The following is a 19731-nucleotide window of genomic DNA, read 5'->3' on the forward strand; positions in this document are numbered from 1 at the left end:
AATAAAAATTATAGGTTATTTAGTTCTTTGTGAACTTTTTGGGATAGTGAACAACAGCTATATTAAAATGTCGGGTGCATTAGGCTTGCTATGACTCACCAAATATCATGGTAATATTGCCGGACTTTCTGCTAACATAACGTCCTAGTATAAATAAGTAAATAAATAAAATTTATTCATTCTTCTATCCTCGTGTGAAAGATAGTTTTTAAGCACATATAAAAAATTCCGTGTTCGCTTCTCTACAAAACTGTTTTCAATTAGATAATATTGGGGCTAACTTTGGAGAAGATGCTATTTCCTCCTGATTATGCAAATCTGCCAAAATCCCAATTGCTCAAATCCATTCAACTCTGATGGCAATAGATTTTGCGTGAGTTGCGGACAAAGCAACTTTGGCAAACTTATGAGAAACCGTTACCGCGTATTAAGACTCTTAGGTGAAGGTGGGTTTAGCAGAACCTATGCAACAGAAGATGTAGACAGACTAAATGCGCCTTGTGTCATCAAGCAATTTTTCCCACAATTTCAAGGAACAGGACAACGCACCAAAGCAGCGGAATTTTTCAAAGAAGAAGCTTTTCGGTTGTATGAACTGGGAGAAAATCATACGCAAATTCCCAGATTACTAGCTTATTTTGAACAAGGTACTAGCTTGTATCTCGTACAAGAATTTATTCAAGGAAAAACTCTCTTACAAGAAGTTCAGCAAAAAACCTATGGTGAAAAACAAATTTGGGAACTTTTAACTGATTTATTGCCAGTTCTGGAATTCATTCATACCCATAACGTCATTCATCGGGATATAAAACCAGAAAATATTATCCGCCGTGCAAGTGATGAAAAACCCGTATTAATTGACTTTGGTGGTGCTAAACAGCTAACACAAACCAGTTTAGGAAGACAAGCTACAGTAATTTATACCCTTGGTTATGCCCCAACAGAACAAATGGCTGGATTTGCTTGTCACGCCAGTGATTTGTATGCTTTGGGTGTAACTTGCGTGCGTCTTTTGACTCGATGTTTGCCTTTACAGGATGCTTCTGGACAGATTAATGACCCTATTTATGATGCCATGAATGCTAAGTGGTTGTGGCGTCAACGGTTACAAGAAAAAGGTATTACTATCAGCGACGACTTAGGAAAAATTTTAGATAAACTACTAAAACATCTACCGAGCGAAAGATATCAAACAGCAGTAGAAGTTCTCAACGATTTGAAGTTTACAACATCGAACATTGAACCGATTGCCCTAAAAATTGTTTCGATGTCCCAATCTATATTACCGTTGCTACCACAAAAAGTAATAATACCATTACTCTTTTTAGAAACCTTTGAATTTGATGTAGTGACAGTAGACACAGGTGGTAGAGAAGTAAACCATGTGAACAGCAATGCAAACTTCTTTGCTGAAGAATTGGGTAAGTCTGTCACATTAGAAATGGTGTCAATTCCTGGTGGTACTTACATGATGGGTTCACCAGAGTTTGAAGGGGATGCTGACGAACGTCCTCAACACGAAGTTAGCGTCGAACCATTTTTTATGGGAAAATTTCCTGTAACTCAAGCACAGTGGAGAGTAGTAGCGGCTTTACCCAAAATAAAACAAGCTTTAAATCCCCATCCATCGAAATTCAAAGGTTTAGATAGACCAGTGGAAAATGTATCTTGGTATGAGGCTGTAGAATTCTGTCTCAGACTCTCAGAAAAAACCGGACGCGACTATCGTTTACCGAGTGAAGCTGAATGGGAATATGCTTGTCGGGCTGGAACTACAACATCCTTCCATTTTGGTGAAACGATTACCTCTGAGTTAGTCAGTTGTACTATCGAACCAAAAAGCAAATTCCGTAAAGAAACAACAAACGTTGGTAGTTTTGAAGTAGCTAACGCCTTTGGATTATACGATATGCACGGGCTAGTTTGGGAATGGTGCGCTGATTCTTGGCACAACAATTATAACGATGCACCCTTAGATGGAACAGCTTGGGAAGTTGGCGGTGATATTAATCGCCGAGTCTTACGCGGTGGTTCTTGGAGTTTCAGTGCAGAACTTTGTCGCAGCGCCAGTCGTAGCTGGAATGAGTCAGACGGTGGACTGAGAGTTTGTGGCTTTAGAGTAGTATTTTCTGTAGAGGAGATTATTTAGCAATTTAATTCAGAGGTTGTAGAAATTATGAAGGAAAGAATTGAGAAAGGTGACATAGTACTTATAAATAAAAGTGAAAAATATCATAAACAAGTAGGTGAAGTTAGTGAGGTTGATTACAATATTTTCTTTGTCAAAATAGTAATAGTAAAGTTAGGTGATCAAGAAGAAACATTTGAAGAAAAAGATTTACAATTAAAAGCTAAAAAGCCGAATATTGAAGAAGTAATTGCATCAATAGATAAAATTATAGAACAAGTTGATCAGATTCCCGACTTGCCGACAATAGAGAAAGTAGAGTTACCGAACCGTCTAAAATATCTTAAATTAGATATTCCTAAACTAGATAAGCAGTTGATTCAAAGAAACTTTGACAGTATAGATAAAATACTCACAGCAGCAAGAGAAGCAGACTCATCAGCAAGCTTTTGGCAGCAAATAGCTCCCTAATTTGGAGAAAATAAGCTGGTGGATTAGAACAAGTCTATAAATCAACAAGTAATATCATGTCCGCTTGATTACTCATTAAACCCGAAGAACCCCAAACAGCCAAAGTTACGCTTCGTCTCCCCTAAGGGCAAAATCAGGCTTGGTAAGACAAGGGGCAAAATCCCCTTGTTTTATACAACCTTACAGTTAATTGTTATTAACTTTATTGATACCAAATCTCTATAAATTGTAATACCATTTTTTTGCGGGGCTGCACCAAACATTCTTGGCTTATTATTTCTTTCTTCGTGTCCTTCGCGATCGCAGTCGCTTGGACATAATTAAACGTAACTATATTTTTATCATTTTCTATCCATAATGCCTTATACTTCATGCTCTCCGCTCTATTTTGAGTAGTGATATTTATTTTTACCCACCTACTTAACTTTGCATTTGTAACTGGATGATTTAAATTTTGTTATTAACTTGATGATGACTTAATAGAAAGTTTCAGAAAGTATTATTTTGTCTTTGAATATCAGTTTTTTAGCAAAAATACCTAAATTCTGAGATTAATAAAGAGCGTTTTTTTAGATACAATAAACTACGAAGCTAAGGAGTATCTATGCGTTTTTCTCAATTTGCAGGGGTTCTTGGTTGTACTACAGCAGCTTTTATATCAATTACACCCATACAGGTAGAAGCTGCAACTTTTAAAGTGATATCTGGAGTCACCAGCATTGATCATGATCACGAGGATATTCTTAAAAGTATCGGGCTAACCTTGACAGGCACTAATAATACAGTTGCACCAATTCCTAGCAATTATTTAGTTGGCTTCAACATCGACTCAGCTACTAACTTCACGTTTAGTGACAAGGGCGGTTTTACTCCGCTCTCAGGTACAATCGAGGGTACTGGTACTGTTACCTTCAACGATAATATTACTGTTGGTAACCTATCAATTGGTCTGGCTCCGGGACGTACTGTCACAGGTGGTAGCGGATTTGTTTTAAGAGACACATTTTCTTTAAATACAGTTTTGTTTGATTTGAGTATTACAAAACCTGTGGCATTTGATGGTCAAAATTTAACCATCCCTGATGTTAAATTGCTGGTTTCTCCAGAGTTTGCTAATATATTGCAAAAACCTGAATTGACAGGTTTGTTTGCTGGAACTGCACGAATTGACGCTGAAGTTGCTGCCGTACCTGAAACTGACAGTGTACTAGCAGTTTTGGCAGCAGGTGCGGCTCTGTTGGCAACTAGACTTTATACTCAAAAAATTAAATGCACTTGATATCTTGAAGCATTGCTAAATGTTTACTAACAGGTGCAAGGGTATTGGCAGCAATCAGCCCACTCGCGGCGACTGCTGGTAAACCAATGCCGGGAAATGTCGAGTCGCCACAGCACATCAGTCCTGGTAGAGGTGTGCTGGGGTCAGGAAACATACCAGATCCAGCCGGAATTGCTGGGCCGTAGGAACCTTGGTGACGACGGAGATAACGCTCGTGGGTTAGAGGTGTACCAACAAGTGTGACTTCGCAACGAGAGCGAATATCTGGAATGATTCGCTGTAGCGCTTGCCACATTACTTCTGCACGCGATCGCTTTTGTTCGGTATATTCTTGGTTCCTTCTATCCATTCCCTGCCACAAAGCATACGGCTCATTCCCAGGAGTATACACATGAATTACATGCTTACCTGCTGGCGCTAAGGATGGATCGAGAATTGAAGGGATTGATATCACCACAACATTTTGAGGTGCGCTCACACCCAATTCCCAGTTATTGACTACGATGTAATGACACCGCAAATTTGACTGTAATCCTTGAGCATCAATGCCTAAATGTAAATGCATGAAGCTATCACACTCAGGTGTCGCCTGTCGTTTGCTGCGGTACTGTTTGGGTATTGCCTTTTCTGGTAGCAACTTCAGTGTATCCCAAACCGATGCATTAGAAATCACTGCCCGCCGCGCCCGAATTTCTTGGCGATCGCGCAGACGCACACCCACCGCACGATTACCTTCTACAAGCACTTGCTCCACATGAGCGCCCAACATCAGCTTCCCACCGTGACGCTCCAATCCTTGGACAAGGGTGTCAACTAAAGCACCACTACCACCAATCGGATATTCAAGTACTGCGTCTGGTCGATACCAGTCGGCAAACATAAATGCTACCTCTGCGGCGCTAGTACCATCTGCTGGGAGTCCAGAAAGTAGAAAACACAGCAAATTCAGCCAATTTCGGGTAAACGAGTCTTTAACAACACCATCCATAATCCGGCTGAAGGGACCCGTCAGCTTGATGATATTCGCCACATTTTTTGTCAGAGATGGGACAAACGGGCCTACAGTTCTAGCTGCACCAAAATCAAAGCGTAATGCAGCTGGTGGTATAGAAGTTGCTGCATTAGCGAATGGTTCCATAACACGCTGGAGTTCCTGCCATTCGGCTACAGCATTATCACCACGCAATTTCATCAGCACTTCACAAAATTGCTCGGCACCAACCCCGGTGTCAAAATCACCTTCTGGCAGACAACAACCCCAAGTATCATAGGTTACACATGGTAATTCAGAGCCAATTGCATCTAGTACTTGTCGCAAAGGGTTGGCAGAGGGGCTGTAAGACAGTCCAGAGTAGAGGGACGGGCCCGAGTCAAATTTGAAACCATTGCGCTCAAAAGCATGGGCAGCGCCTCCAGCAATAGAGTGGCTTTCGCAGACTATCACATCAAAGCCATACCGTGCCAAAAGAGCAGCACAACTCAAACCGCCAATACCGCTACCAATGACAACTATATCTGTGTTTTGCATATCCCTTATGTTTGCAACGATGGTTTTCAAGGTGTGCTAACTGAGCCAGAGTTAGCGCGTCTCAAACCCTATTCACAGAGGGATTCTAGCACAAGGGAAGAGTTTGCCAGAGCCGCCATCAACACAGAAACTATGTACTGAATCATTTATTTATAGAATAAATTTTAATATATAGCAATCCTATTTGAGTCATGAAAATTATTTGAACCGCCAAGCCGCCAAGAGCGCCAAGAGGAGAGACAGAAAAGTTCATAAATCATTTAGGACTGCTATAGCAATCCTAAATCATCTGTAAAATCTTTTCTTTCTACACTTTGCGCCCTACCCTTACGGGAAGCCAATTCTCAAGTCTTGGAGAGGCTGCGTCAACGGGACGCTTTGCGAACGTGTCTATGCGTCCTTCGCGGTTCGTTAAACAAAATAATTTTTACAACTCAGATCGGATTGCTATAGAGTAGCCACGGCTTTTTGCGGTTTCGTGCAACTGATATTACCACGGAACAAAGTCCTGAGTCTGAAGATTAAAGACTTGATTCAGACAAACTGATGAGAAACTTAAACTAGTAACTGAGTTTACCCAAGTCAAAGCAAAACTTTTGACTATTTACTACTCTCAGATTTATCCGTACTATTTTACTTAGGACGGGCTAAACCATAGCTATCCGCTAACACGACTCAGCACTCAGATGGAGAGAGGAATTTGAAAAATCAGCAATTGGGAAATTGGCAAACCACAGTTTTAGGAATTGTGTTAGCAATATTAGTGATTCTCGGACTAAATTCCTTTGTGATTATTAACCCTGGACAAGCAGGAGTGATCAGCATCTTGGGTAAAGCTAGAGATGGCGCTTTATTGGAAGGGATTCACGTGAAACCGCCTTTTATCTCCGTGATAGATGTGTATGATTTGACAGTCCAAAAGTTTGAAGTGCCAGCGGAGAGTTCTACTAAGGATTTGCAAAATTTATCTGCGAGATTTGCGATTAACTTTCGCCTCGATCCCATGCAGGTTGTTGAAGTTAGAAGGAAACAAGGAACTTTAGCCAATATTGTATCGAAAATCATTGCACCTCAGACACAAGAAGCATTTAAAATTGCCGCAGCCAGAAGAACTGTAGAAGAGGCAATTACCAAAAGAAGTGAATTGAAGGAAGACTTTGATAATGCCTTAGGCGATCGCTTAGACAAATATGGGATAATTGTGTTAGATACTAGCGTAGTTGACTTAGCGTTCTCACCAGAATTTGCCAAAGCAGTGGAAGAAAAACAAATTGCTGAACAGCGGGCGCAAAGAGCCGTTTATGTAGCACGGGAAGCTGAACAAGAAGCACAAGCGGATGTGAATCGCGCCAAAGGTAAGGCAGAATCTCAAAGACTCTTAGCAGAGACGCTCAAAGCCCAAGGAGGACAGTTGGTTTTACAAAAAGAAGCAATTGAAGCTTGGAAGAGTGGCGGCGCTCAGATGCCAAAAGTCCTCGTTATGGGTAGTGACTCAAAAAGCGGTGTCCCCTTCATGTTTAACCTTGGAAATGTCCAAAATGAATCTGATTTGAGTAAATAATACTTAGTAAGTTAGGCTAGTCCCAACTCAAACACAACAGAAAAACTAACAAGATAATAATCGAAGTTTATGTCAACCCCCAACCCTCAGAATCTCACCGCCGAAGAAGCGAAAAAATTACTGAATAAATTCAACTGTTTAGACATCGCACCTATCCTCAAGCCATCAGAAAAATCAGTAATTCGTAGTGCCTTAATTTTAATCACCAAGCTTGCTGATTATCAAATTTTAGGAATTTGTGCTGATACAGCAGAAGAAGGAATACTGGCAATGAAGACCTATTCTTTGGCTTTGGGTTATGAACCACCAAATAATTTACTTCCACCTGAAGGCCCAGTTTATATCAAATTAAATGGTAAAAATGGCTTGTGTTATCTTGATTCTTATGCGGGTCATCATCGGGGAGTATTAGTATCTTGCCAGTCTTACCATGAAGACGGAATCAACGAAATGTATGGACATCTCCCCTTGGATTTATTCGTATAAAATTCGGACAATGTAAGTAAGGGTATGTGGCTAGCCCGCGTCTTGGTGGTCAAAAGTATGCTGAAACCTTTGTTAGGAAGTTAAATTTGGTTTTGCAAGTCCCCTATGTATCCTTTTCTGACCACCCAAAAACTATTAATCTCTCGTTCCTCTCGTTCTCGTTCCTCTCGTTCCTATGCTCTGCATTCCTCTCATTCCTATGCTCTGCATAGGAATGGATTTGCGGAGGCTCTGCCTCCCTGGACTATAGGCAGCAGCTCCGCTTATAAACATTCCCATGCTATGCATAGGAACGAGATCATCTCACCAAGACGTGGGCTAGGTATGTGCCTTACCTACTAACTAATGACCAATGAAAAATAACTAAATATTATGAGTATTATTACACTCCAGTCAGTAACAAAAGACTTTGGCATCAAGGAAATTTTAAAAGATGCCAGCTTTAGCTTAGATGCTACCGATAAAGTTGGCTTAATTGGTACTAACGGTTCTGGGAAATCAACCTTATTAAAAATGATCGCTGGCTTAGAATCGATAGATAGTGGTCAAGTTTTAGTCAACTCCGGTTCTAAAATCATCTACTTATCCCAGCAGCCAGATTTAGATGAAAATCACACAGTTTTAGAGCAAGTTTTTGCTGATAGCGGCGAACACATGGCTTTGGTGCGTGAGTATGAAGAACTCTCAGATAAATTAGCTCACTATCCAGATGATAACCAACTGATGTCTCGCCTTTCTGTAGTGATGCAACGGATGGATACGAGTGGTGCTTGGGAAATAGAAACTAATGCCAAAATCATCCTCACAAAATTAGGAATTTCTGACTTTGATGCAAAGATAAGCACTTTATCTGGAGGCTATCGCAAGCGCATTGCTTTAGCATCAGCCTTGCTAGCAGAACCAGATATTTTGCTCATGGATGAGCCGACAAACCATCTCGATGCTCTTTCTGTTGAATGGTTACAAAGTTATTTAAATCGCTATCGTGGCGCACTTTTTTTGATCACTCACGATCGCTACTTTTTGGATCGGGTTACCAATCGGATTATCGAAATCGACCGAGGCGACATTTACACCTATACAGGTAACTATTCATATTACCTCGAAAAGAAAGCTTTAGCTGAAGAATCTGCCGTAAGTACTCAACGTAAACATCAAGGCTTGTTGCGCCGCGAGTTGGAATGGCTCAAAAAAGGGCCAAAAGCCAGAAGTACTAAGCAAAAAGCGAGAATTGACCGCGCTCATGCTCTGCGAGATACTGAGTTTAAACAAGTTCAGGGTAAAGTTGATATTTCTACAGTTGGTCGTCGCATCGGCAAAAAAGTTATTGAATTAGATAACATTTCTAAAGCCTATGATGGACGTACCCTGATTAATAATTTTACCTACGAATTTAGTCCAGAAGACCGCATCGGCATCATCGGCGCTAATGGTGCAGGTAAATCCACTTTAATGGATATGATTACTGGGCGGGTTAAACCAGATTCAGGTATTGCAGAAATTGGTACTACAATTCACATCGGTTATTTTGACCAGCATTCTGAAGAATTGCTCACAGCCTTAAACGAAAATCAGCGCGTGATTGACTATATCAAAGAAGAAGGAGAATTTGTCAAAATTACCGATGGTACTCAAATTACTGCTTCGCAAATGTTGGAGCGGTTTTTGTTTCCTGGTAATCAACAGTATGCCCCAATTCATAAACTTTCTGGTGGGGAAAAACGCCGTTTATTTCTGTTGCGCGTTTTGATGAGTGCGCCCAATGTGTTGATTTTAGATGAACCGACAAATGATTTAGATGTGCAGACATTGGCAGTATTAGAGGATTATTTAGAGGATTTTGCCGGGTGTGTAATTGTAGTTTCTCACGATCGCTACTTTCTCGATCGCACCATCGACACAGTATTTTCCTTTGAGGAAGGCGGTAATCTCCGGCAATATCCAGGTAATTACTCGGTTTATCTGGACTTTAAGAAGGCTGAAGAGGCACAGCAACAAGCTGCTAATACTAAAGAGAAGCCTACTAAAAATGTCGAAGCCCAAAATGGTGCGTCTGCACCCAAAGATGTAGAGAATACAAAGCGGCGCAGGTTATCCAATTGGGAAAAAAAAGAATTTGAGCAGTTGGAAGGGAAAATCGCCCAGTTAGAGGTTCAGAAAGCAGAAACCGAGAAAACACTAGCAAATGTCTCACCGGGGAATTATAGCCAGGTGCAGAAACTCTATGAACAGGTGGAATCTCTCAAGCAAGCGATCGATGTGGCGACTGAACGCTGGTTAGAATTAGCAGAGATGGAGTCTTAATTTCTTAACATGACATGAATTCGACGAACCTCTCCCTGGTTTTGTGTAGTAAAACCAGGGAGAGGTCTTTTTATTCAACTGTGTAGGTTGGGTTGAGGAACGTAACCCAATATTAAGCATCAATACGGTTCACTTAAGGCTAAAACTCTTTTTTTAACGAACCGCAGAGGCGCAGAGGACACAGAGAAGAGAGAAAGAGAAGGAAGAAATGCTTAACTCAACTGTATTACTTGATATGTCTAATTCCTCAATATGCCAACTAAAATGTGAGTTAATTCAGTTAATTCTTCAGGAACGCGATATAATTTGAGGTCTAATGAGAACAATAACGTTTGGGTAAAAAGCGATCGCGTTGAAGTTGAGAATCTCAAAACTAATTTTTTCTATAAACATCTTTCCGGTGCTTGCACTGCAAAATTTGTACGAGTTGACTTTGATCATCAATCTCGTAACGAACTCTATAATCACCAATACGGATACGATACTCGTTATCAGAACCTTTTTACTTGACAATTCCATCAGGACGTGGTTCTGAAGCAAGATTTTGGATTTTTTCAATAACACGCTCAACAAGATCATTTGGTAAGTTGTCAATCTGCTTTTGTACCGACTTTGAAATAACGATCGCGTAACTCATTATCCCTGCTATGAGCGGTTAGCAAGATATTTATCTATAGTCACTGACTCACCATCGCTATACTCAGCGCGAACTGCTTGAATTTCTGCTAGTGTTTCTGCATCGTCTTCGTACAATGCTTCTTCCGCTTCAAAAATTTGTTGCTCAATTAGTTCTTGAAGTTGACGTTTTTCTGTTAAATCAAGGGAAGATATTGCTTCTGCTAAAGTTTCTAAGGAGAGTTGTAGTTTAACAATAGCTGGCATTTTTTTCCTATTGGGTGTATTTTTTTGGATTTTGACATCATTATGCTGATTTTAACAGTTATATTTTTGTCAAGCCGAAAGTCTTTGAGTTGTATTTCAGGACAAATGCATCTAAATTTCACGCTTGTGTGGTGCGGCGCAGCAATTGAATTTGCCTAAACTGTGATCGCGATCGCCCACACATCCGATGTTATCGTAAAGAATATAAGGAATTAATTACCAAGGCAGATGATTAGACCTCTTGCAAAAATCCTTGAATCACCCCTCCCCAACCCTCCCCGATATATTGAGGAGGGGGCAAGATTTTAAGTTTCCCCCCAATATATCGGGGAGCCACTGCGTTGCGGTGAGGCAGTCCGATCTTGGGGGTTTCCCCCATGAGGAACTGCTGAACCCGAAGGGAGGTTCCCTCCGTTGTAGCAAGTGGCGTGGGATTAAGGGGGGTCTATTCGACTTATGCAAGAGGTCTATTGAATGAGTAGGTGGCAGAGCCAAGTCTTATATTTTTCTAAAATTACGATTATTCTTAACAGAACTATTGCTTACTCCTGCTTTTAATATATTAAACAACGCAGAGTTGGGCTTACCCTGGCTATAATTTATCTTACCTCTTAAAACAGTTGAGCATCCGTAATGTGGCAGCTGCTGCATAATTGCGCTTTGCCGCAAGATTAGGAGAAAAGGCATTTCCTGTTTCATTCAATGGAGAAGCGACACCGCAGTAAGCAGACATTTCTTTAATCGAATTCTGCGCCCAATGATTAGATATATCATTAAAAGCTACTGCCTGTTGTTTGGCTCCTATAGTTGAACTTCCAGCATTTTGCCCATATTGAGCCGCTTTATGCAATACTGCTATCAACTCAGCACGGGTTACTATTTGGTTAGGACGAAAAGTGCCATCAGAATAGCCGAGTATAATCCCGTTTGATTTTGCCCAGTCAATCATTGCAGCACTCCAACGAGTTACCTTTACATCCCGGTAAGGTTTGCTGGTCACTTTCAATAAGTTTGCTGCTGCTGGTGGTGGGTCGTATGGTACAGTCAAAGGACTGACAGATAGCTTACTGAGCGCGTTTATTACCATCGACACCATCTGTTCTCGTGTTAGTTCTAACGTGGGACGGAATGTATTATTAGAAGTGAAGCCTGCAATAATCCCTGTTTGAACAGCCTCTTGAATCTCTTTGGCATAGACATCATTGCTAACATCAGTAAAGCTTATAGGCACGTTAGCAAGTACTGGTTTAGTGGTAAAAGCGCATAACAATATAATGGCAGTAGTATTTCCAAAAGTTTTGGTAGTTATATTACTCAAAAAAAAGTTAAAAATTGGTTTGAGCATAAGGTCTTATCATAAATTAAATGCTTATTATTCTAGACGTTGCTCTTTTTTAGAAGGTTTCTTAAAGTTATTAGTTATACCTGAAATTGCGATCGCTTTTAGAGGATATTTATAAACTCGCTGAGTGACTAGAAGTCGCGGCTACACAAGACTTCACCCACCGACTTGAGTTTTCAACCCTCAATTTTTCCTTAGAGGTTGTTTGAAAAGTCGTGATTGATGTATTAAATATTTTTTTACCCCTCCCTAACCCTCACCGATATATTGGTGAGGGGACTGGATTTTCTGGTTTCCCCCCAATATATCGGGGGGTGATAAAAATCACAGTCAAACACTTTTCAAACATCCTCTTAGCGCTATTTTATTTTTTAGCCTTCAAATCTCGTTTCCAGCTTTTGGCTGGAAATGCTTTCTCATTGCGACAGAGCCGCAAGTCTTGAGGCGGAGCCTCAAAAATAGGCATTCCCAGTCGGAGACTGGGAACGAGACAACCCTCATGTAGAGACGCGATAAATCGCCTTTTACAACTACTCAGCCCAATTCTCTCTGGTGTTCATGAGTGGGCGATCGCTATTAGTCATAAAATCATCACCAGAAATTGTTTGCCTACACAGCGATATCTAACAAAAAATTGCTTTGCCTCTACTCCCCAACAAACGGGAGCGGTCTGCCTCGTGACGGGAGCGGTCTTCCTCGCGTCGGGAGCGGTCTTCCTCGCGCCGGGAGCGGTTTGCCTCGCGCCGGGAGCGGTCTGCCTCGCGCCGGGAGCGGTCTTCCTCGCGCCGGGAGCGGTCTGCCTCGCGCCGGGAGCGGTCTGCCTCGCGCCGGGAGCGGTCTTCCTCGCGCCGGGAGCGGTCTTCCTCGCGCCGGGAGCAGTCTTCCTTAAAACTTTTATGAAACTTAGACAATTATTTATACAAAAATCAACATCTAATGATTAAATACCGAAAAATTACTGGTATCACCTAAAAATTTTATGAGAAAAATTGCGAGTTATGCTGAACCGGAATGCGGTTTCATTAAGGCAAGCTAGCTATATAAGCATTTGAAAGGAATAAATTTATGTCTCGTCAAAAACGTACATCCCGCGTTTTAGAAAAAGCTCAGTTAAGAGCCGCTGGACTGAAATCGATTGTTCCAAACATCAAATATGATGAAGATTATAGTCTGGAAAAACTGATTGAGTCAATTGACCAGTTACGTAACAAAATTGATGTTTATAATACCGCTCTGTCTATGATTGATTCTTCTATAACTGAAATTGAAGAGATGGAAAAAAACTTGAATCAGCTTTCTGAAAAAATGTTAATGGTGGTTGCTATCAAGTATGGCAAAGACAGCCGTGAATATGAGATGGCGGGTGGTGTTCGCAATAGCGATCGCGCCCGCAAAATCAGGTCGAGCCGCTTGAAAAATGTTGCAGAGCAAGTCTTAGATGAAAATGCTAAAACTGCATAGAAGGTCTTAAAAGTAAGATAGTAGGGTGTGTTATGCCGTTAGGCTAACGCACCGTTTTTATGAGCGATTATGGTGCGTTATAGCGCTAGCCTAACGCACCCTACTACATATAGAAATCCTATCTGAGTTGTAAAAATTATCTTTTTTAACGAACCGCAAAGGAGAGGCAGCGCGTTGCGGGGGTTCCCCCCGTTGTAGCGACTGCCGTCGCAAAGGGCGCAAAGTGTAAGAAGAGAAGATTTCACAAATGATTTAGGATTACTATATACTAAAATCCTAAATCCAAAATGGTATAAACCAATTAAGAAAGACAAATTAGGCGTTAGCACGCTAGCAAGATCATCACATAATACATATAGCCAGTAACAAGCTAGCGTCCACCAAAAGCTACTCATGCCGCAAAATAACCAAACCGCCGTCGAATTCCGTGATGTCACCTTTAGCCGTAATCATCGCCCATTGGTGTCAAATCTCAATTTCACCATTCACCAAGGAGAAGCACTCGTATTACTTGGACGCAGTGGAAGTGGCAAAACCACGACAATGAAGTTAATTAATCGCCTATTTACACCCACACAAGGCGAAGTTTTATTTGATAGTATTCCGACAACTGAATGGGATGAAATTAAACTGCGGCGAAAAATTGGTTACGTAATTCAAGAAATTGGTTTATTTCCCCATTTCACTGTAGAACGCAATGTGGGTTTAGTCCCGGCTTTGGAAGGTTGGCAACCGAAACAAATTAAAACGCGGGTTTATGAATTGTTGCAATTAGTAGGCTTAGAACCAGCACAATTCGCCGGGCGTTACCCGCACGAACTTTCGGGAGGACAAAGGCAAAGAGTCGGTGTAGCGAGGGCTTTAGCAGCAGATCCGCCAGTGTTGTTGATGGATGAACCCTTTGGCGCACTCGATCCAATTACGCGGCTAGAACTTCAACAAGAGTTTCGGCGTTTGCAGCAGGAGTTAGGCAAGACAGTTGTGTTTGTCACCCACGATATTCAAGAAGCCTTGGTTTTGGCATCGAGAATTGGTTTAATGTATGGGGGAGAATTGGTAGTATTGGGGACAACAGATGAATTTATGCGATCGCAACACCCAGAAAGCCTAGCTTTTCTTCAATGTCTGCGTTCCTTCCAAGACAACTTATGAAAAATTTCTTCCTCGTTAAGTATGCCCCAGAAATTCTTCAGCATACTCTAGAACACTTATTTTTAGTAGGAATCGCGATCGGAATTGCCATACTTATAGGCATTCCTTTAGGTATTTTGATTACACGCAAAACCTATCTTCGCCAACCAATTCTCGGCATAGCAAATATCCTGCAAACTATTCCTAGTTTGGCACTGTTTGGCTTACTGATTCCGGTTCCTATAATTGGCGGAATTGGCGCAGTCCCAGCAATTGTTGCCCTGATTGTATATTCCTTGCTGCCGATAATTCGTAACACTTATACAGGGATTACTAGCGTCGATCCGGCTATTCGGGAAGCTGGGAGAGGAATGGGGATGACAGATAAACAATTGTTATTGCAAGTTGAAATTCCCTTAGCAATGGGAGTAATTTTGGCAGGTGTGCGGGTAGCAACGGTAATTGCCATTGGGATTGCAACCATTGCAGCAGCAATTGGTGCTGGTGGTTTAGGAGTGTTTATTTTTCGCGGCATATCAGTAGTGAATGATCAGTTAATTTTAGCTGGTGCAGTTCCGGCGGCGGGAATTGCATTACTGGCTGACTTTGTAATTGGCTGGTTAGAGAATAAATTAAAAATTAAAAATTAAGCAAGTTAGAGGTCATTTATAAAATAAAAATAAAATTACTTTAGGGGAGCCAGCAGGGCCATACGTGTCAACTTAAGATAAAAGCCAGTCTAAAATCAGCTTTTAGAAATTGTCTCTTCATCTCGTTCCCAGTCAGAGACTGGGAATGCCTAATTAGAGGCTCTGCCTCAAAACTAGCGGCACCGCAATGAGAGAGCATTTCCAGCCAGAGGCTCTTAACGAGATTTTAAAGGAGTTTTTGCTTAAGTTGACACCAATGGCAAGATGCCCACCCCATAAGAGATTTATTTTTTGGAGGTCGTTGTTTCATTTTACCTTCATGAAACAGAAGATTTACCATAACTTTTCAGAGCCTTTTTGTCTAAGAATGTTCCTGGTTCAAGATTCACTGACGTAAAAGTATCCAGAATACAAATGATATTATGCGTCTAACGCACCATGTTATATAGCGGTGCATTACAGCTATTTTCAGGTAAATAGACCACGCGGTAGGGGCACAGCAATGCTGTGCCCCTACGATAGATGTGCTTCAAATACATGGAAACTGCTGTAAGCTACTTAAGATTGAATTTATAAATGGTCTCTAATGAAAAGATTTTTAACATTTTGCTTTTTTACTTTTGCTTTTTTACTGCTAATCACTAGCTGCACACCAAATTTAAATAGTAGCAGCAATGGCAATATTATCGTAGCTTCCAAAGATTTTACTGAACAAGATATTTTAGGTGAACTTTTAGCACAGCAAATTGAGACAACAACTAATTTAAAAGTGGATCGTCGTTTCCGTTTGGGTGGTTCTTTTGTTTGTCATAGCGCTATTACTGCTGGCAAAATTGATGCATATATTGAGTATACAGGTACAGCTTTTACTGGAATTTTAAAGCAAAAAGCAGTTAATGATCCTAAAGAAGTTTATGAAAGATTAAAGCAAGCTTATGCCCAACAATTCAATCTGGAAGTAATGCCAAGCTTGGGTTTTGAAAATACTTTTGCGATGATTGTCCGGGGTAATGATGCGAAACGCTACAACATTCAAACTCTCTCTCAAGCTACTCAATATACACCACAGTGGCGTGGCGGTTTCGGCTACGAATTTTTAGAACGGGAAGATGGTTTTCCAGGATTAGCTAAAACTTACAATTTGCGTTTTGCGAAACCACCCCAAATCATGGACTTGGGTTTAATATATCGGGCTTTGATTCAAAAACAGGTGGATATGGTAGCAGGTAATTCCACTGACGGACAAATTTCTCGCTTGGGTTTAGTTGTACTAAAGGACGATAAAAAATATTTTCCACCTTACGAAGCTACACCAATTGTCCGACAAGAAACTTTAAAAAAATATCCTGAATTAAGAAAAGCGATCGCTCAACTTGCCGGAAAGATTTCGGCAGATGAAATGCGGCAATTAAACTATTTAGTTGAGGGTGAATTGCAAGATATTAAAGATGTTGTGCGCGAGTTTCGCAAATCTAAGGGATTAGGTTAATCTCAAGGATAAGTAAGTAGGCGCAAATAGTTAGAAGATAGTGTAGGGTGTGTTACCGCGTTAGCGTAACGCACCGAAAACTTGAAATGGTGCGTTACCGAAGCCATAACACTACAGCTTAACGCCTGTCTACTGTTGTCCACGCAAAAAGTTCTTTAACCACCTAATGACCTCACTTGTTGTTTGCTCGTTTGCTATTTGGAGACATTGCTGCACAATTTCTCTAACGTTAGGAAAGTAGCTGCTTTCTGTAAGCACATAAGTTTCTAAGAGCAATCTATAAATTAATAACTGATTACTCTTTAATATCCAGACCTCTGGCACTCGATAAGGTAAGAAATCATTAATGTCGGTGTAGCTTGTCACATCTATTTCAATTGCTAAATCTGGTGGTGGATCTGATTGCCAATCAATTCTTTTTTTGCCTATTACTGCTTTCCAATTTTCAATGTAAAAGCAATAGTCTGGTTCAATACCACTAATTTCTGGCAAGCTCATGGTAATGGGCGTAAATGAGTCGTATATGCGGTTTAAGTGGTCAAGTATAGCTATTACTATCAATGCCAGCAAGCTCGCATCTCTTCCATGCTCAGGTAACGGTGCCATCAGCAAAATCTCTCCAGGTCGATATTTTATCCGAGGCGAGGAGCGATCGCCTAGTTGCTGACTCAATACTTGATAGTCTTGCCAGTCTCCCAACAGTTTCAACACCGCGCCAGGTGGTAACTCAATTCTTTCTGGGGTAATTACGGTATCCATATTCGGCTGTTTCACCCATTTCAGTTAGCCAGTTGATTACAAGATACTAGGACTTACGCAAAAATTGCCAACTTCGCTTAATTTATCGAACCGCCAAGACGAGGCAGTGCGTTGGGCGGCTCTGCCGACTTGAAGCAACTGCCGTGCCAAGAGCGCCGAGAATTCGTAGAGTGTGCGTAAGTCCTAGATACATTAAAAAGTTATTTGGAATTACTTATGCAAACATTTTTCCGATTGCTTCCATCATCAGAAACAGCCGATAAGGAAAATTAGGAAATTGAATAAAATTATAATGCTCTTACGAATTAATGGTAACAAACATAGAACAAATTTCGACAGAATTTAGCGATCGCTCTGCAACTGCGTAACTAACAAGCAGCGGATAAAATGCCTACCTTAACGCTAGGCTAATAAATATCAAACAAAATGCCATAAAAATGCTTACTGTTGCTAAATCAAAACGGGTTGCCTACGCAATCTTTTCTTTGGGCGTCTTACTTTACAGCCAAGTCGCATCAGCCGCCTTAACTATACCCCTACACAGCAAAAAGGGAATGGTAGTTTCAGCCCATCCCCTAGCAAGTGAAGCGGGAATTTCGATGTTACGCAAAGGTGGTAATGCAGTGGATGCAGCCGTAGCCACAACCTTTGCAATCTCGGTAGTTGAGCCTTTTTCAGCCGGAATCGGCGGCGGCGGATTTTTGCTGATGCATTCTGAGAAAACTGGGGAGATGAAAGCTTTAGATTTTCGGGAACGCGCCCCCCTGAAAGCCACAAAAAATATGTATCTGGATGCAGAAGGAAAGGTGCGTCCGAATGCAAGTATCAATGGTTATTTAGCAGTAGGCACACCAGGAACGGTGGCGGGACTTTATGAAGTGCATCGTCGCTATGGTAAGCTACCTTGGCAAGAGGTAGTGAAGCCTGCGATCGCACTCGCTGCATCTGGCTTTGTTATTGGCGATGTAGCAACTTGGCGTTCTCTGCAAACAAACCAATCCTACAAGCAAGCGCTTCTCAAGAATCCAGCACTGCGGGAAATTTTCACTCACAACGGCGAATTTTACAAATCTGGTGAGAAGCTAGTACAGAGTGATTTGGCACGCACCTTAACAGCAATTGCCCAAAATCCCCAAAGTTTTTACACCGGAAGTATTGCTCAGGCGATCGCCTCTGATATGGTAAAAAATGGCGGTTTAATTACTCTAGAAGACCTGAAAGCCTATAAACCAATCTGGCGCACTCCCGTTTGTGGCAATTTTCGTAAAGCTAAAATTTGCTCAATGCCACCACCTTCATCGGGAGGTGTTCATCTATTGCAGATTTTAAATATTATCGGTGACACCGATTTAAAATCTTTAGGATGGCATCATCCCGATGCTATCCACTTAATGGTAGAAGCAATGAAGATTGCTTACGCCGATCGCTCAGAATATTTAGGCGATCCAGATTTTGTCAAAGTCCCTGTACAAGAACTGCTCAGTCCAGCTTACGCCAAAAAACGCCGTCAAGAAATTAATATGCAAGTGGCTCGACCCTCAACCGAGGTCAAGCCAGTAGATATAAAGATATTACAACGTTTTAGTCAAGCTAATAATCAGAGTTTAGGAGAAAATATCATTCCGTTATCTGCTCAATCTCTGAAAATGCACGCGACTCGGTATGAATCTCCCCAAACCACTCATCTTACTGTTGTGGATGAAGAACGCAACGCCGTAAGTCTGACTTTCACGGTTAACCTGATTTTTGGTGCTGGTGTGGTGACACCGGGAACTGGAATTGTCCTCAACAATGAGATGGATGATTTTGCTTCTGCGCCAGGAGTGCCTAATGCCTTTGGTTTGGTTGGTAACGATGCCAACAGCATTGCCCCCCGTAAAACTCCCCTATCCAGCATGACTCCCACAATTGTCACAGAAAATGGTCATTTCCGTATGGCAGCAGGTGCGCCTGGTGGTAGCACCATTATCACCCAGGTTTTGCAAGTGATCCTGAATGTGCTGGAATACAATATGGATGTTGGTGCGGCTGTTTCTGTTCCACGCATACATCATCAATGGCTTCCCGATGAGTTGCGCGTCGAATCTTGGGGCTTGGATGCTCTAACTGTGCAAGACTTACGCCGTCGGGGGCATAAAATTAAGGAAACTGCTCCTTGGGGTAATGGTAACGCGATCGCGGTTACAGCAGATGGAACTTTAGAAGGGGCGGCTGATCCTCGCGGTGAAGGTTCCCCAAAAGGCTTGTGAGCCAGACGAGG

The 19731-nt window shown here is 41.5% G+C and carries 16 protein-coding genes and 1 pseudogene; 11 read left to right on the top strand and 6 right to left on the bottom strand.

Annotation, left to right across the window (positions count from 1 at the left end; translation table 11 throughout):
• Positions 1–310 precede the first annotated feature (310 nt).
• The 3 genes from V7K35_RS12515 to V7K35_RS12525 all read left to right on the top strand — a co-directional run bounded on the left by V7K35_RS12515 (position 311) and on the right by V7K35_RS12525 (position 3878).
• Positions 311–2149, top strand: coding sequence for a bifunctional serine/threonine-protein kinase/formylglycine-generating enzyme family protein (locus V7K35_RS12515; protein WP_335079350.1), 1839 nt, complete (start codon positions 311–313; stop codon positions 2147–2149).
• Between the two features lie 27 nt (positions 2150–2176).
• Complete coding sequence (locus tag V7K35_RS12520) at positions 2177–2599, top strand: hypothetical protein (protein WP_335079352.1); 423 nt, start codon at positions 2177–2179, stop codon at positions 2597–2599.
• Between the two features lie 604 nt (positions 2600–3203).
• Positions 3204–3878, top strand: coding sequence for a hypothetical protein (locus tag V7K35_RS12525; RefSeq protein ID WP_335079354.1), 675 nt, complete (start codon positions 3204–3206; stop codon positions 3876–3878).
• Here the strand turns inward: V7K35_RS12525 and V7K35_RS12530 are convergent.
• The gene (locus V7K35_RS12530; RefSeq protein WP_335079356.1) at positions 3865–5406 is read right to left on the bottom strand and encodes a phytoene desaturase family protein; all 1542 of its coding nucleotides are present in this window, start codon (positions 5404–5406) and stop codon (positions 3865–3867) included. The two genes, V7K35_RS12525 and V7K35_RS12530, sit on opposite strands and share 14 nt — an antisense overlap.
• 700 nt (positions 5407–6106) lie before the next feature.
• Between V7K35_RS12530 and V7K35_RS12535 the strand changes: the two genes are divergently transcribed.
• From V7K35_RS12535 to V7K35_RS12545, 3 genes are all read left to right on the top strand, one after another.
• Complete coding sequence (locus V7K35_RS12535; RefSeq protein ID WP_335079358.1) at positions 6107–6967, top strand: prohibitin family protein; 861 nt, start codon at positions 6107–6109, stop codon at positions 6965–6967.
• A 69-nt stretch (positions 6968–7036) separates the two neighbouring features.
• Entirely contained in the window at positions 7037–7453 is a 417-nt protein-coding gene (locus V7K35_RS12540) for a DUF1824 family protein (RefSeq protein ID WP_335079360.1), read from the top strand.
• Positions 7454–7825: 372 nt separating this feature from the next.
• Positions 7826–9757 carry an ABC-F family ATP-binding cassette domain-containing protein gene (locus V7K35_RS12545; RefSeq protein WP_335079362.1) on the top strand — a complete coding sequence of 644 codons (1932 nt, stop codon included), beginning with the start codon at positions 7826–7828 and terminating at the stop codon, positions 9755–9757.
• A gap of 373 nt (positions 9758–10130) precedes the next feature.
• Here the strand turns inward: V7K35_RS12545 and V7K35_RS12550 are convergent.
• From V7K35_RS12550 to V7K35_RS12565, 4 genes and pseudogenes are all read right to left on the bottom strand, one after another.
• Positions 10131–10238 (bottom strand): annotated as a pseudogene (locus V7K35_RS12550) (type II toxin-antitoxin system RelE family toxin); the annotation flags it as partial.
• Positions 10239–10259: 21 nt separating this feature from the next.
• On the bottom strand, positions 10260–10394 hold the full coding sequence (locus tag V7K35_RS12555; RefSeq protein ID WP_335079364.1) for a type II toxin-antitoxin system RelE family toxin: 135 nt from the start codon (positions 10392–10394) through the stop codon (positions 10260–10262).
• 8 nt (positions 10395–10402) lie between these two features.
• Positions 10403–10639: a hypothetical protein gene (locus V7K35_RS12560; protein ID WP_335079366.1), complete on the bottom strand. Its 237-nt coding sequence runs from the start codon at positions 10637–10639 to the stop codon at positions 10403–10405.
• 604 nt (positions 10640–11243) lie between these two features.
• Positions 11244–11984, bottom strand: a complete 741-nt coding sequence (locus V7K35_RS12565) for an S-layer homology domain-containing protein (RefSeq protein ID WP_335079368.1) — start codon at positions 11982–11984, stop codon at positions 11244–11246.
• A 1062-nt stretch (positions 11985–13046) separates the two neighbouring features.
• Here V7K35_RS12565 and V7K35_RS12570 point away from each other — a divergent pair.
• From V7K35_RS12570 to V7K35_RS12585, 4 genes are all read left to right on the top strand, one after another.
• Complete coding sequence (locus tag V7K35_RS12570) at positions 13047–13442, top strand: hypothetical protein (protein ID WP_335079370.1); 396 nt, start codon at positions 13047–13049, stop codon at positions 13440–13442.
• Between the two features lie 393 nt (positions 13443–13835).
• Positions 13836–14594: an ATP-binding cassette domain-containing protein gene (locus V7K35_RS12575; protein ID WP_334864412.1), complete on the top strand. Its 759-nt coding sequence runs from the start codon at positions 13836–13838 to the stop codon at positions 14592–14594.
• Positions 14591–15223, top strand: a complete 633-nt coding sequence (locus V7K35_RS12580) for an ABC transporter permease (RefSeq protein ID WP_335079372.1) — start codon at positions 14591–14593, stop codon at positions 15221–15223. The genes V7K35_RS12575 and V7K35_RS12580 overlap by 4 nt, the downstream gene beginning before the upstream one ends.
• Positions 15224–15809: 586 nt before the next feature.
• Positions 15810–16712: a glycine betaine ABC transporter substrate-binding protein gene (locus V7K35_RS12585; protein WP_335079374.1), complete on the top strand. Its 903-nt coding sequence runs from the start codon at positions 15810–15812 to the stop codon at positions 16710–16712.
• A gap of 129 nt (positions 16713–16841) precedes the next feature.
• Here the strand turns inward: V7K35_RS12585 and V7K35_RS12590 are convergent, their stop codons facing one another.
• Positions 16842–17471, bottom strand: a complete 630-nt coding sequence (locus V7K35_RS12590) for a Uma2 family endonuclease (RefSeq protein WP_335079376.1) — start codon at positions 17469–17471, stop codon at positions 16842–16844.
• A gap of 437 nt (positions 17472–17908) precedes the next feature.
• Between V7K35_RS12590 and ggt the strand changes: the two genes are divergently transcribed.
• The gene (gene ggt, locus V7K35_RS12595; RefSeq protein WP_335079378.1) at positions 17909–19720 is read left to right on the top strand and encodes a gamma-glutamyltransferase; all 1812 of its coding nucleotides are present in this window, start codon (positions 17909–17911) and stop codon (positions 19718–19720) included.
• Positions 19721–19731: the final 11 nt, after the last annotated feature.

The organism is Nostoc sp. (assembly GCF_036917275.1).
Classification (GTDB): domain Bacteria; phylum Cyanobacteriota; class Cyanobacteriia; order Cyanobacteriales; family Nostocaceae; genus Nostoc.

Bases quoted from the DNA above. Each gene is read 5' to 3' on its own strand.
- V7K35_RS12515 (WP_335079350.1), top strand. From the start codon at position 311: ATGCAAATCTGCCAAAATCCCAATTGCTCAAATCCATTCAACTCTGAT.
- V7K35_RS12560 (WP_335079366.1), bottom strand. From the start codon at position 10,639: ATGCCAGCTATTGTTAAACTACAACTCTCCTTAGAAACTTTAGCAGAA.
- V7K35_RS12585 (WP_335079374.1), top strand. From the start codon at position 15,810: ATGAAAAGATTTTTAACATTTTGCTTTTTTACTTTTGCTTTTTTACTG.
- V7K35_RS12580 (WP_335079372.1), top strand. From the start codon at position 14,591: ATGAAAAATTTCTTCCTCGTTAAGTATGCCCCAGAAATTCTTCAGCAT.
- V7K35_RS12565 (WP_335079368.1), bottom strand. From the start codon at position 11,984: ATGCTCAAACCAATTTTTAACTTTTTTTTGAGTAATATAACTACCAAA.
- V7K35_RS12545 (WP_335079362.1), top strand. From the start codon at position 7,826: ATGAGTATTATTACACTCCAGTCAGTAACAAAAGACTTTGGCATCAAG.
- V7K35_RS12530 (WP_335079356.1), bottom strand. From the start codon at position 5,406: ATGCAAAACACAGATATAGTTGTCATTGGTAGCGGTATTGGCGGTTTG.
- V7K35_RS12570 (WP_335079370.1), top strand. From the start codon at position 13,047: ATGTCTCGTCAAAAACGTACATCCCGCGTTTTAGAAAAAGCTCAGTTA.
- ggt (WP_335079378.1), top strand. From the start codon at position 17,909: ATGCTTACTGTTGCTAAATCAAAACGGGTTGCCTACGCAATCTTTTCT.
- V7K35_RS12540 (WP_335079360.1), top strand. From the start codon at position 7,037: ATGTCAACCCCCAACCCTCAGAATCTCACCGCCGAAGAAGCGAAAAAA.
- V7K35_RS12555 (WP_335079364.1), bottom strand. From the start codon at position 10,394: ATGAGTTACGCGATCGTTATTTCAAAGTCGGTACAAAAGCAGATTGAC.
- V7K35_RS12520 (WP_335079352.1), top strand. From the start codon at position 2,177: ATGAAGGAAAGAATTGAGAAAGGTGACATAGTACTTATAAATAAAAGT.
- V7K35_RS12575 (WP_334864412.1), top strand. From the start codon at position 13,836: ATGCCGCAAAATAACCAAACCGCCGTCGAATTCCGTGATGTCACCTTT.
- V7K35_RS12590 (WP_335079376.1), bottom strand. From the start codon at position 17,471: ATGGATACCGTAATTACCCCAGAAAGAATTGAGTTACCACCTGGCGCG.
- V7K35_RS12525 (WP_335079354.1), top strand. From the start codon at position 3,204: ATGCGTTTTTCTCAATTTGCAGGGGTTCTTGGTTGTACTACAGCAGCT.